We start from the raw sequence: 11,567 nt of genomic DNA on the forward strand, positions 1-11,567 counted from the left end.
GCTCAGACCCCCGCGATGTGCTCGGGCCTGACCGGCACCCTGGTCAGGGCCGCCCCGCTGGCCGCGCGGATCGCCGCGACGATCGCCGGCGTGGAGGAGATCGTGGGCGGCTCGCCCACCCCCCGCAGACCGTACGGAGCGTGCGGATCGGCCAGTTCTAGCACTTCAACGGACATAGGCGGCATATCCATGATTGTAGGGAGCAGATAGTCCGTGAAGCTCGGATTGCGGACCTTGCCGCCGGAGACCTGGATCTCCTCCATCAGCGCGAGCCCCAGCCCCTGGGCGGTGCCGCCGTGGATCTGCCCGACCACGGCCGAGGGATTGATCGCCTTGCCGACGTCCTGCGCCGTGACGATCTCGACCACCCGCACCAGGCCGAGATCCACGTCCACGTCCACGGTCGCCCGGTGGGCGGCGAAGGCGTACTGGACGTGCGCGTCGCCCTGCCCGGTCTCGGGATCGAGGGCCTGCGTCGGCCGGTGCCGCCACTCGACCGTCTCCTCGATCGCCTCGTCCCCGAGCAGCGCGGCCATGACGTCCTCGGTGAGCGGATCGCGTCCGGGCGCGCCCCGCTCGGCCAGCCGGGCCCGGACGGCCTCGCAGGCCGCCCTGACCGCTCCGCCGGTCATGTAGGTCTGGCGGGACGCCGAGGTCGATCCGGCGCTCCCGACCCGGGTGTCGGACGGCGCGATCGTCACCTGCTCGATCCCGAGCTCGGTCCTGACGATCTGCGCCAGCACCGTGACCAGGCCCTGCCCGACCTCCGCGGCGGCGGTGTGCACCAGGACGGCCGGACGCCCCCCGACCATCTCCAGCCGCAGCCGGGCGGTCGAGTAGTCGTCGAACCCGTCGGAGAAGCAGATGTTCTTGATCCCGATCGCGTAGCCGACGCCCCGCACGACGCCCTCGCCGCGGGAGGTGTTGGCGGTGCCGCCGGGCAGGAAGTCCGCCCCCTCCGGGGCGGGCGGCGCGTCCCCGACGATCCGCATCAGCCGCTCGACCGGCGCCGGTCCCTCGACGAGCTGCCCCGTCGGCATCGTGTGCCCGGTCGCCAGCGCGTTGCGCACCCGGATCTCGACCGGGTCGAGCCCGCAGGCCTCGGCCAGCAGGTCCATCTGCGCCTCGTAGGCGAAGCACGCCTGGACGGCGCCGAAGCCGCGCATCGCCCCGCACGGCGGGTTGTTGGAGTAGATGACCTCGCCGTCCATGACCACGTTCGGGACGTCGTAGGGCCCGATCCCGAGGGAGGCGGCGTTGGCGACCACGGCACCGGAGGAGGAGGCGTAGGCGCCGCCGTCGAGCAGGATCCGGGCCTTCACGTAGACGATGCGCCCGTCCCGGCCGGCGCCGTGCTCGTACCAGAGCTTGGCCGGATGCCGGTGGACGTGCCCGAAGAACGACTCCTCGCGGCCGTAGACCATCTTCACCGGCCGTCCGGTCCGCAGCGCCAGCAGGCAGGCGTGGACCTGCATGGACACGTCCTCGCGCCCGCCGAACGCCCCGCCGACGCCCGACAGGGTCATCCGCACCTTCTCGGGCGGAAGCCCGAGGCAGGCGGCGGTCTGGCCGAGGTCGGCGTGCAGCCACTGGGTGGCGATGTACAGCTCGACGCCGCCGTCCTCGGCGGGCACCGCGAGCCCCGACTCCGGTCCCAGGAACGCCTGGTCCTGCATCCCGACCTCGTACACACCGCTGACCACCACGTCGGCGGCGGCGTCCGGGTCGCCCTTGCGGATCGGCACGGCCCGCAGCAGGTTGGGACGGCCGGCGTGGACCTGCTCGGAGTCCGGCAGCACGGCGGCCTCCGGATCGACGATCGGCGCCAGGACCTCGTACTCCACGGCGATCGCCGCCGCGGCGGAGGCAGCGATCTCCGGATGGTCGGCCGCGACGATCGCGATCGGCTCGCCCTGGTAGCGGACCTGGTCGATGGCGAGGACCGGCTGGTCGGAGTGCTCCAGCCCGTACAGCTTCGCGCCGGGCACGTCCTCGTGGGTCAGCACCGCGTGGACGCCGCTCATGGCCAGCGCGGCAGAGGTGTCGAGGCTCAGGATCCGGGCGCGCGGATGGGGGCTGCGCAGGGTCGCGCCCCAGAGCATCCGGTCGGCCCACAGGTCGGAGGAGAACGCGAACTCGCCGGTCGCCTTGAGCCGTCCGTCGGGGCGGACGGGCGAGCTGCCGATGCCCTCGGCGACGGTCGCGGCCAGGCCGGGATGCGCGGTCATGAGTCCCTCCAGAGACGGCGGCTGACCCGGGTCAGCTCGGTGGCGAGTGCGGCCTCGCCCGCGGTGAAGAGGGAGGCGTCCCGGACGATCTCGCGCCCCCCGACCAGCAGGGACGCCAGCGGGGCGGGCGGGCCGAACACGAGGGCGGCGACGAGGTCGGCGATCCCGGCGTGGCCGAGGCCGTCCAGGCGCCACAGGGCGATGTCGGCGAGCTTGCCGGGCTCCAGGGAGCCCAGGTCGTTCTCGCGGCCGAGGCAGCGGGCGCCGCCGATCGTCCCGATGCGCAGGGCCTCGCGGGCGGTCAGGGCCTCGGGTCCGCCGCGCAGCCGGGCCGCGAGCAGTGCCTGCCGCAGCTCGGGGCCGAGGTACCCGGCCTCCTGGGAGGCGGGGCCGTCGACGCCGAGGCCGACGGGGGCGCCCGCGTCGAGCAGCTCGCGGACGGGCGCGATGCCCGCGCCGAGCCGGGCGTTGGAGCTGGGGCAGTGGGCGACGCCGGTGCCCGTCGCGGCCAGCCGGCCGATCGAGGCCTCGTCGAGATGGACGCCGTGCGCCAGCCACACGTCGGGCCCGAGCCAGCCGAGCCGGTCGGCGTACTCGACGGGGGTGCAGCCGAACCGCTTGCGGCAGAACTCCTCCTCCTCGACGGTCTCGGCGAGGTGGGTGTGCATCCGGACGCCGCGGTCACGGGCCAGGGCCGCGGCCTCGCGCATCAGCTCCTCGGTCACCGAGAACGGCGAGCAGGGGGCGACGCCCACCTGGAGCATCGCGTCGGGGGAGGGGTCGTGGTAGCGGTCGACGGCGTCGGCGGTCGCGACCAGCGCGGCCTCGGTCGGCTCGACGACGTGGTCGGGCGGCAGCCCGCCCTGGGAGACCCCGAGGTCCATCGAGCCGCGGGTCGGATGGAACCGCAGGCCGATGCCCCGGGCCGCCTCGACCTGGGCGGCGAACAGGTCGCCGCCGTCGTGCGGGAAGACGTAGTGGTGGTCGGTGCTGAGCGTGCAGCCCGACAGGGCCAGCGCCGCCAGCCCCGCGCCGGTCGTGGCGTGGACGAGCTCGGCGTCGATCCGTCCCCAGGTCGGGTAGAGCTCGACCAGCCAGCCGAACAGGTTCCGCTGCTGGGCCAGGCCCCGCGTCGCCCACTGGTACAGGTGGTGGTGGGTGTTGACCAGGCCCGGGGTGGCCAGGCAGCCGGTCCCGTCGATGACGGTGCCGGCGGGGCCTTCGTGGCGGCCGGGGCCGACCGCGGTGATCCGGCCGCCCTCGATCAGGATGTGCCCGGAGGCGTACTCCGAGCCCTCGGCGTCGACGGTCGCGATCGTCGCGTTCTCGATCAGCGTGGTTCCGGGAGGGACGCTCATGCGCGGGACTCCCTGGCGGCCGTCCGGACGGCGTCCATGATCTTCTCATAGCCGGTGCAGCGGCACAGGTTGCCCGCGAGCGCCTCGCGGATCTGCGGATCGGTCGGATCGGGCGTGCGCGCCAGCAGATCGTGGACCGAGACGATCAGGCCGGGCGTGCAGAATCCGCACTGGACGGCGCCCGCCCGGACGAAGGCGTCCTGGACGGGGTCGAGGCCGCCCTCGCCGGACAGGCCCTCGACCGTCACGACCTCCCGGTCGATGGCCTGGCCCGCGGCGACCAGGCAGGAGGTGACGGCCGTCCCGTCGAGGTAGACCGTGCAGGAGCCGCACTCGCCCTGCTCGCAGGCGTTCTTGCTGCCCGGCAGCCCGAGCCGCTCCCGCAGCACGTAGAGGAGGGACTCGCCCTCCCAGACGTCGTCGGCGACGCGTTCGACGCCGTTCACCTTGCAGTTCACGCGCATAGGTCGCTCCAGGCCCAGGTCAGGGTGCGCCGTGCCAGGACGGCGAGGGTGTGGCGGCGGTAGGCGGCGGTGCCGCGCACGTCGTCGATGGGGGAGGCCGCGGCGGCGACCCGCTCCCCGAACTCGGCGAGCAGCGCGGGGCCGAGCGGGACGGGATCGTCCCAGGGCAGGTCGGCGGCGAGGTCCTCGGCGGGCAGCGCCCGCAGCGGGGTCGGCCCTGCCGAGCCGATGCCGGTGCCGACGGTGCGGGCCTCGCGGTCCACGGCGAGGGCGAAGGAGGCGACGGCGATGACCATCGCGTTCCTGGTGCCGATCTTGCTGAACTGCTGCGGGCCCCGCGCCGAGGGGACGAGGACGGCCGCGATCAGCTCGTCCTCGGCCAGGACGCTGCGCTTGGGCCCGGTGAAGAACGCGTCGATCGGGACGGTCCTGACCCCGCGCACGGACGCCAGCTCGACCGTCGCGCCGGTCGCCAGCAGCGGCGGATGGCCGTCGCCGGCGGGCGAGGCGGAGCCGAGGTTGCCGCCCAGGGTGCCCCGGTTGCGGATCTGCGGGGAGCCGACCGTCCGGGCGGCCTGCGCGAGCGCGGGCGCCCGCCCGGACAGCTCGCCGATGATCCGGGTGTAGGTGAGGCCCGCGCCGATCCGGACCGTTCCCTCGCTCTCCGACCAGGCCGCGAGCTCGCGGACCGGGGTGAGGTCCAGCAGCGCCGACGGCCTGCGCTTGCGGAAGTTCATCTCGACCATGACGTCGGTGCCGCCGCTGATCGGCGTGGCGTCGGGACGCTCCGCCTTGAGCGCCAGCGCCTCGTCCCAGGTGGCCGCCCTCAGGAAGTCCATCACTTCTCCCTCTTCACCGTTCCCTCGATGAGCCCGTAGGGCCGGTCCGCCGCGTAGTAGACCTCGTCGGGGTTGTCGAGCCCGAACGGCGACAGGTCGAACAGGAAGTGGTGCTTGTTCGGCAGCGACAGCCGGACCTCGGCGACCTCGGGGACGGTCTCGATCACCCGGCCGCCCATCGCGTACAGGGTCTGCTGGAGGGAGAGGCTGTGGGTCCCGGTGAAGGCGCCGGTGAGGGCGCCGGTGACGGCCGTGTAGGCGGCGTCCCAGTCGGCGTCGAGGCCGGTGAACAGCCATTCGGCGTTGACGTCGGTGGCCAGGATCCGGTCGGTGGTCTCGGCGAGGGTCGTGTAGCGGTCGCGGGGGAAGCCGTGGAACTCCGAGCCGGTGGTGTTCATCAGGGTGAGGCCGCGGACGCCGCCGACCACCTCGGCGCCGGCGGGGCCGAGCGTCACGGCGGCGGTGCGGACGGCGCCGCCCGAACGGGCGAAGGAGTGGTCGCCGAGCCGGTTCCAGGAGTACCGCTCGATGCCGACGCGGGCGCCGTGGACCGGCTCCTGGGTGGCGACGAAGTGCCGGGCCAGCAGCAGCCCGAACTCCTCGATCGTGGAGATCCCGTGCTCGCGGGCGAAGGCGTAGACGGTGTTCTTCTGCGCGTCGGTGGTCAGGACCTTGGCGTTGTCACCGGTCAGATGGGTGTCGGCGAGATCGCCCGTCAGCGACGTGCTGACGTTGAGGTCGATCATCTCGTGGCGGGGGCCGTCGCGGACCACGCGGACGAGACGGCACTCGGCCTTGCCGTAGGAGTTGTCGCCCAGGCTGAACGTCATCATGTCCCTCGGTAGGTGGTGTAGCCGAACTTGTTCAGCAGTAGCGGGACGTGCAGGTGGCGGTGGGCGTCGGTCACCTCGAACACGACCGTCACCTCCGGGAAGAAGGAGCCGATGCCCTGGTAGGCGGCCACGTCGAAGTGGAGGCCGTACCTGCCGGGGCCCCAGGCGTCGTTGGGGACCCAGCCGGACAGCCGGCCGTCGTCGTTGGTCCGGCCGGTCGCCACGGTCACCCAGCCGTCCTCGGTCCGCCGCCGCAGGGCGACGGGCAGATCGGCGGCGGGCTCGCCGCGGCAGGTGTCCAGCACGTGCGTCGACAGGCTCATGCCGTCACCAGCTTTCCGATCCGGAGCCGGGTGATCGCGGCCAGCTCGGCCCTGACGATCTCGCGCTCGGCCTCCTCTGGGTTCCCGAGCCGCTCCCGGGCCGCCGAGAGCATCTCCTCGGCGGTCCTTCCCGTGGCACGGATGAGGAACACATGACCGAAGCGATCTTCATAGGCCTTGTTGGCTTCTACGAACGCCGCCCGGTCGCCGTCCGCCGCCCCCGACTGCTCCCCGCGCGACCAGACCGCCTCCCGCGAGGTGCCCCCGGCCCGCTCCCCGATCCGGGGGTGGGCGCTCAGCGCGGTCTCGATCTGCGGCCAGGGAAGGGCGCCGACGGCGTCGGCGGCGGCCTCCTCCAACGCGGAGTAGTCGCTGTACGGGCGTCCGGCCGCCACCCGCTCCGCCCACTGCGGGGAGGCGCAGCAGGCCAGCAGGGCGTCCCGGGCCGCGGCCGCGGTCAGTGCGTCGAACTCCTCCAGCCTCATGTCCCCAGTCAAGCGAACACAGCGTCACGGAAGTACCGTGCGATGACCCTAAACCGAAACATTGCCGGGCTACCTTCCCTGTAGACAGCTACAAAGGAGGGTCCGGATGCGGCTACGTGACGTGCTGGAGCAGCCGGGGGCGAGGCTGCCGGTCCTCACCGGCGAGGCCGACCTCGACCGGCCGCTCAAGGCCGCCTTCACCACCGATCTCCTCGATCCCGGCCGCTACCTGACCGGCGGCGAGATGGTGCTGACGGGGCTGATGTGGCGCAGAGAGCCCGCTGATTCCGAGCTTTTCGTTTCAAGCCTGGCGAAGGCGGGCATAGCGGCGCTCGGCGCGGGTGAAGGTCTGGCCGGACCGGTTCCCGACGATCTGATCGACGCCTGTCGCCGCCATCGTGTACCGCTGTTCGCGGTGCCCGCCGACGTCTCCTTCCGGGCGATCACCGACCGGATCACGACCGTGCTCTGGTCGGAACGGGAGGTCGGCGCGCGCAGCCGGCAGCGGGGCCTGATGTCCGCGCTGGCCGACGGCGCCGACCTGGCCGAGGTGTGGCCGGACGGGTCCTGGGTCGTCACGGCCACGGGGCGCCTGGTCGCGGGGACCCCGCTCCGGGACGCCCCCAGGGTCGCCGCCGCGTTCCTGGCCGCGGCGGTCCTCCCCGCCCGGTGCCGGATCGCCGGCGTCGACCACCACCTGGACCGGCTGCCCGGCGGCGCCCGCTTCGTCGTCTGCGCCGACCCCGCCGACCTGGACGAGCTGGTCCCGCTCGCCGCCCTCGACCTGGCCCGCGAGGAACGCGCCCGGCAGGTCGAACGGCGGCTCGCCGCCCGGCTCGTGGAGACCCTGGTCGCCGAGGAGCCGCCGTCGGCCGCGCTCGCTGCGTGCGGTCTGGCCGCCGCCGGGACCCATCTGGTGCTCGTCGCCTCGGTCGAGGCCGCGATGCTGGACGAACTGGTGCATCCCGCCGAGGCCGCCGTCGCCGCCACCGCCGGGGGCTCCGTGGCGGTCGTCCCGGTGGACGACCCGGTCGCCTTCCTGGCCGCGCTCAGGGACCGGGCCGGGCACCTGGCCATCGCGGCCCCGCTCGCGATCGGGGTCAGCGAGCCGTCCTCGGCCCCGGGAGGGCTGGCGGGAGCGCTGACCGAGGCCGGGCACGCCCACGCCTACGCTTTGGAGCGGCCCGGCCGAGCCCGCGTCGTGAGCTGCGCCGAGCTCGCCTCCCACGACCTGCTCCTGGCGGCCCTGCCCGCGAGCACCCGCCGCGCGTTCGCCGAGCGGCTGCTGGCCCCGCTGGCCGCCTACGACGCCACCCACAGGGCCGACCTGCTCCGCACCCTCGAGGCGTTCCTGGCCTGCGACGGCTCCTGGACGCGTTGCGCCGCCCTCCTCCACGTCCACGTCAACACCCTGCGCTACCGGGTCAAGCGCATCTCCGACCTGACCGGCCGCGACCTCGACGCCTTCACCGACCGCGTCGACTTCCACCTGGCCCTCCGTCTCCGCGCCTGACCGGGCGCGGAGACGGGAGGCGCCTCAGCGGCGGGCCGGAGCCGGGCCGTAGCGGGCGAGGACGAACGCCTCGACGACCCCGATCGCCGAGTAGATGACCAGCGACGCCAGGGTGATCGCCACGACCGAGGACCACAGATCGTCGGATTCGAACGTGCTGACGTCCTGGAGCATCCGGTAGCCGATGCCCTTGCCGGTGGCGAGCCACTCCGCCAGCAGCGCCCCGATGATCGCCCCGGGGGCGGAGATGCGGGCCGCCGTGAAGAACGACGGCAGCGCCGAGGGGATCATCACCTTGCGCAGGGTCGTCCAGGTGGAGCCGCCGTAGGCGCGCACCAGGTCGGCCGCCTGCGGGCTGGCCGAGCGCAGGCCGAAGACCAAGGTCACCAGGGCCGGGAAGAACACGACGATGCCGACGATCACGGTGGTGCCGAGCAGTTCGCGCCCGAAGACCAGGGTGAGGACCGGGGTCATCGCGATCAGCGGCACCGAACGGACGATCATCGCGACGGGCAGGAACGCCTGCTCGACGGTCCGCGACAGCACGAACAGCATCGCGACGACGGCCGCGGCCACGAGCCCGGCGACCATCCCGGCCCCGGCGTCGGCGAGCGTGACGCGCAGGCCGTCCCAGACGACCGAGCGGTGGGCCCCGGCCTCCTCGGCGGTGAACAGGTAGGTCCACACGTCCCGCGGGCTGCGGATGACCATCGGATTGATCGAGAAGTACTCGATGAAGGCGATCCACGCGCCGAGCACCAGAGCCAGCGACACCCCGATGGACAGGAGCGTCCCGGAGACCCGTTTGACGATCATGATGTCCGCTCCCACGGGGTCGTCAGCCGGGCGACCAGGGCGACCACGCCGTAGCCCGCGCCGGCCAGGGCGCCCGCGACGAGCGCGACGCCCCAGGTGCGTTCGGTCTCCACCTGCTGCTGGGCGACGACCATGGCGAGGCCGAGTCCCTGGTCGATCCGGCCGAGGAACTCGCCGATGATCGCGCCGAGCACCGCCGACGGGGCGGCGATCTTCAGCGCGGCGAAGGAGGCCGGGAGCGCGGCGACGAGCCGGATCCGGATGAGCTGCTGCCACCGCCCGCCGCCGTAGGCCCGGACGAGCTCCAGGCTCGTCCGGTCCGCGGCCCGCAGCCCGGCCAGCACCCCGATCAGCGTCGTGAACAGCACCTGGAGGGCGGCCATCGCCACCATCGGGGTGTCGCCGTCGAGGACGATCGTGAGGATCGGGCCGACCGCGATCACGGGCAGGCAGTACGACGCCACGCCGATCTGGGTGATCACCCGCTCCAGCGGCGGCACCAGGACGACGACCGCCGCGAGCAGGATCGCGATCAGGTTGCCCCAGAAGAAGCCGCGCAGCGCCTCCCAGCCGGTGCCCCTGACGTGCGGTCCGTAGAAGGTCCAGCCGTCGGAGAACATCTTGGCGATCGTGCCCTGCGGCGTCGGGACGGCGTTCGCCGTGACGAACGCCGCCGCGACCTCCCAGGCGAGGACGATCCCGGCGAGCCCGCCGAGCCCGGCCAGCAGCCGCCGGTTCGCCAGGGGGCCCGCGGCCGGTGCGGTGAGGCCCGCGCTCATCCGAGCTCCGGCCCGAACAGGAGCTCGGAGAGCTTGTCCTGGTAGGCGTGGAACTCCTGGGTGCGCAGGACGTCGGGGGTGCGCGGGCGGGGCAGCTCGATCGGGACCTCGGCGATGATCCGGCCGGGCCGCGGGCTCATGACCGCGACCGTGTCGGACAGGAAGACCGCCTCGGAGATGCTGTGGGTGACCAGCAGCGTCGTGACGGCACGCTCGGTCCAGATCCTTTGGAGCTCCAGGTTGAGGCGCTGGCGGGTCATGTCGTCCAGGGCGCCGAACGGCTCGTCCAGCAGCAGGACCTTCGGCTCGACGACCAGGGCGCGGGCGATCGCGACGCGCTGGCGCATGCCGCCCGACAGCTGGGCGGGACGGGCCTTCTCGAACCCCTCCAGCCCGACGAGCTTCACGAGGTCGCCGATCTGGTTCTTCGACGGCCTGATCCCCGCGACCTCCAGCGGGAGCCGGATGTTGGCCGTGACCGTCCGCCAGGGCAGCAGCGCCGAGTCCTGGAAGGCGATGCCGAGGTGGTGCCGGTCCCGCGCGGCCGACGGCGGCTCACCGTGCAGCAGCGCCCCGCCGGACGTGGGCGTCTCGAGCCCGGCGAGGATGCGCAGGACCGTCGACTTGCCGCAGCCGGACGGGCCGAGAAGGGTGAGGAAGGAGCCCTGCGCGGTGCGCAGGTCGACGCCCTCCAGCGCGGTCATCGTCGTGCGGCCGAGCCTGAACTCCTTGGTGAGACCGGCGAGATCGATCCCGCCGGTCTTCTCAGCCTCAGCCGACAAGAGACGGGTCCTCCTTGTAGACCTCGGCGAGGATCGACAGGTCGAAGATCTGCTCGGCGGTCACCGCGGAGCCGGCGATCTTGAGCGTCTCGATGTTCTTGGCGAGCAGCTCGGGCGTCATGGTGAACAGGCCGTTCTTCTTCGTCTCCTCGGTGGAGATGAGGAGGTTCTCGTCCTTGGACTCCAGCGTCTGCTCCTCGGTGGTGAGGCCGAGGTCCTTGCCGTAGACCTCGGCGGCGAGGCGGGCGCCGAGCTCGGGGGTCTTGATGTTCTCCTTCCAGCCCCTGATCTCGGCGCGCAGGAAGGCCTTGAGGGCGGGACGCCGCTCCTTGATGGTCTTGTCGGTGACGATGTAGACCTCGCTGACCAGCGGGTAGTTCTGGTCGGCGAACAGGAACGTCTCCACCTTGTGGCCCTTGAGGCGCAGCGTGTTCGGCTCGTTGGTGACGAACGACATCCAGCCGTCGACGGTGCCGGTGGTGAGGGGGGTCGGGTCGAACTGGACGGGGACCTTGGTGATGCTCTTCGGGTCGATCTTGTTGGCCTTGAGGAACGCCGCCCAGATGGCCTCGTTGGTGGCCTGGACGCCGATCTTCTTGCCGATCATGTCCTGGGCGGACTTGATCGGCTTGTCGGCCATCGACAGGATCGCGAACGGGTTCTTCTGGTACTGGGCACCGATGATCTTCAGGGTGGCGCCCTTGAGGACGGCCGCGGCGAGCGTGTCGGGGGCGGAGATGCCGACCATCGCCTTGCCGCTCATGACGTCGGTCTCGGCGGGCGTCGCGGTCGGGCCGCCGGAGATCAGCTCGAAGCTGGTGAATCCCTCGGCCTTGTAGTAGCCGTTGGTGTCGGCGATGTAGGAGCCGGCGAACTCCACGTTCTTCACCCAGGAGAAACGGATGCTGCCCGCGCCGATCTCACCGGCCTTCGCCGGTGCGGCTCCCTTCTTCTCGTCGTCGCCGCAGGCGGCGAGCAGAGGGGCGGCCACGAAGAGGCCGGAGGCGAGCATTCCACCGCGCAGGAGCGCGCGGCGGTCGAGGTCGTATGGCACAGGGGGTCTCCGTTCGGGGTGAAATCCACGCTCACCGCCGACGGTAGGGAGGGCCTGTTGCGGCCACTGACCCCTCGGGATTGCCGAGGAGTT

Annotated in this window: 12 protein-coding genes; 1 reads left to right on the top strand and 11 read right to left on the bottom strand. The window is 72.6% G+C overall.

What is annotated here, in order from left to right:
• Positions 1–2: 2 nt before the first annotated feature.
• From ABD785_RS25690 to uraD, 7 genes are read right to left on the bottom strand one after another with little or no spacing between them, the layout of a single operon-like run.
• Entirely contained in the window at positions 3–2,228 is a 2,226-nt protein-coding gene (locus ABD785_RS25690) for a molybdopterin cofactor-binding domain-containing protein (protein ID WP_344832962.1), read from the bottom strand.
• The gene (locus ABD785_RS25695; RefSeq protein WP_344832964.1) at positions 2,225–3,586 is read right to left on the bottom strand and encodes an 8-oxoguanine deaminase; all 1,362 of its coding nucleotides are present in this window, start codon (positions 3,584–3,586) and stop codon (positions 2,225–2,227) included. Before ABD785_RS25695 ends, ABD785_RS25690 begins: the two co-directional genes overlap by 4 nt.
• Positions 3,583–4,050 (bottom strand): (2Fe-2S)-binding protein, encoded by a 468-nt coding sequence (locus ABD785_RS25700; RefSeq protein ID WP_344832966.1) that lies wholly within the window; start codon positions 4,048–4,050, stop codon positions 3,583–3,585. The genes ABD785_RS25695 and ABD785_RS25700 overlap by 4 nt, the downstream gene beginning before the upstream one ends.
• Positions 4,041–4,889: an FAD binding domain-containing protein gene (locus tag ABD785_RS25705; protein ID WP_344832969.1), complete on the bottom strand. Its 849-nt coding sequence runs from the start codon at positions 4,887–4,889 to the stop codon at positions 4,041–4,043. Before ABD785_RS25705 ends, ABD785_RS25700 begins: the two co-directional genes overlap by 10 nt.
• Entirely contained in the window at positions 4,889–5,719 is an 831-nt protein-coding gene (pucL, locus tag ABD785_RS25710; protein ID WP_344833257.1) for a factor-independent urate hydroxylase, read from the bottom strand. The genes ABD785_RS25705 and pucL overlap by 1 nt, the downstream gene beginning before the upstream one ends.
• The gene (uraH, locus tag ABD785_RS25715) at positions 5,719–6,045 is read right to left on the bottom strand and encodes a hydroxyisourate hydrolase (RefSeq protein WP_344832972.1); all 327 of its coding nucleotides are present in this window, start codon (positions 6,043–6,045) and stop codon (positions 5,719–5,721) included. The genes pucL and uraH overlap by 1 nt, the downstream gene beginning before the upstream one ends.
• A complete protein-coding gene (gene uraD, locus ABD785_RS25720; protein WP_344832975.1) occupies positions 6,042–6,530 on the bottom strand; it encodes a 2-oxo-4-hydroxy-4-carboxy-5-ureidoimidazoline decarboxylase in 489 nt (162 codons plus the stop codon). Before uraD ends, uraH begins: the two co-directional genes overlap by 4 nt.
• Positions 6,531–6,636: 106 nt before the next feature.
• Here uraD and ABD785_RS25725 point away from each other — a divergent pair, with 106 nt between their 5' ends.
• The gene (locus ABD785_RS25725) at positions 6,637–8,043 is read left to right on the top strand and encodes a PucR family transcriptional regulator (protein ID WP_344832978.1); all 1,407 of its coding nucleotides are present in this window, start codon (positions 6,637–6,639) and stop codon (positions 8,041–8,043) included.
• A gap of 24 nt (positions 8,044–8,067) precedes the next feature.
• On the opposite strand, the gene ABD785_RS25730 is transcribed toward ABD785_RS25725, so the two are convergent.
• The 4 genes from ABD785_RS25730 to ABD785_RS25745 are packed head-to-tail and all read right to left on the bottom strand — an operon-like array spanning position 8,068 to position 11,474.
• On the bottom strand, positions 8,068–8,859 hold the full coding sequence (locus ABD785_RS25730) for an ABC transporter permease (protein WP_344832981.1): 792 nt from the start codon (positions 8,857–8,859) through the stop codon (positions 8,068–8,070).
• Positions 8,856–9,638 (bottom strand): ABC transporter permease, encoded by a 783-nt coding sequence (locus ABD785_RS25735; RefSeq protein WP_344832984.1) that lies wholly within the window; start codon positions 9,636–9,638, stop codon positions 8,856–8,858. The genes ABD785_RS25730 and ABD785_RS25735 overlap by 4 nt, the downstream gene beginning before the upstream one ends.
• Entirely contained in the window at positions 9,635–10,420 is a 786-nt protein-coding gene (locus ABD785_RS25740) for an ABC transporter ATP-binding protein (RefSeq protein ID WP_344832987.1), read from the bottom strand. Before ABD785_RS25740 ends, ABD785_RS25735 begins: the two co-directional genes overlap by 4 nt.
• On the bottom strand, positions 10,410–11,474 hold the full coding sequence (locus tag ABD785_RS25745) for an ABC transporter substrate-binding protein (RefSeq protein WP_344832990.1): 1,065 nt from the start codon (positions 11,472–11,474) through the stop codon (positions 10,410–10,412). Before ABD785_RS25745 ends, ABD785_RS25740 begins: the two co-directional genes overlap by 11 nt.
• Between the last annotated feature and the right edge of the window lie 93 nt (positions 11,475–11,567).

Origin of the sequence: Actinocorallia longicatena, assembly GCF_039534125.1 — a bacterium.
Lineage (GTDB): Bacteria > Actinomycetota > Actinomycetes > Streptosporangiales > Streptosporangiaceae > Actinocorallia > Actinocorallia longicatena.

Excerpts from the sequence above, each read along its gene's own strand:
- ABD785_RS25690 (WP_344832962.1), bottom strand. The coding sequence starts at position 2,228 with ATGACCGCGCATCCCGGCCTGGCCGCGACCGTCGCCGAGGGCATCGGC.
- ABD785_RS25695 (WP_344832964.1), bottom strand. The coding sequence starts at position 3,586 with ATGAGCGTCCCTCCCGGAACCACGCTGATCGAGAACGCGACGATCGCG.
- ABD785_RS25700 (WP_344832966.1), bottom strand. The coding sequence starts at position 4,050 with ATGCGCGTGAACTGCAAGGTGAACGGCGTCGAACGCGTCGCCGACGAC.
- ABD785_RS25705 (WP_344832969.1), bottom strand. The coding sequence starts at position 4,889 with ATGGACTTCCTGAGGGCGGCCACCTGGGACGAGGCGCTGGCGCTCAAG.
- pucL (WP_344833257.1), bottom strand. The coding sequence starts at position 5,719 with ATGACGTTCAGCCTGGGCGACAACTCCTACGGCAAGGCCGAGTGCCGT.
- uraH (WP_344832972.1), bottom strand. The coding sequence starts at position 6,045 with ATGAGCCTGTCGACGCACGTGCTGGACACCTGCCGCGGCGAGCCCGCC.
- uraD (WP_344832975.1), bottom strand. The coding sequence starts at position 6,530 with ATGAGGCTGGAGGAGTTCGACGCACTGACCGCGGCCGCGGCCCGGGAC.
- ABD785_RS25725 (WP_344832978.1), top strand. The coding sequence starts at position 6,637 with ATGCGGCTACGTGACGTGCTGGAGCAGCCGGGGGCGAGGCTGCCGGTC.
- ABD785_RS25730 (WP_344832981.1), bottom strand. The coding sequence starts at position 8,859 with ATGATCGTCAAACGGGTCTCCGGGACGCTCCTGTCCATCGGGGTGTCG.
- ABD785_RS25735 (WP_344832984.1), bottom strand. The coding sequence starts at position 9,638 with ATGAGCGCGGGCCTCACCGCACCGGCCGCGGGCCCCCTGGCGAACCGG.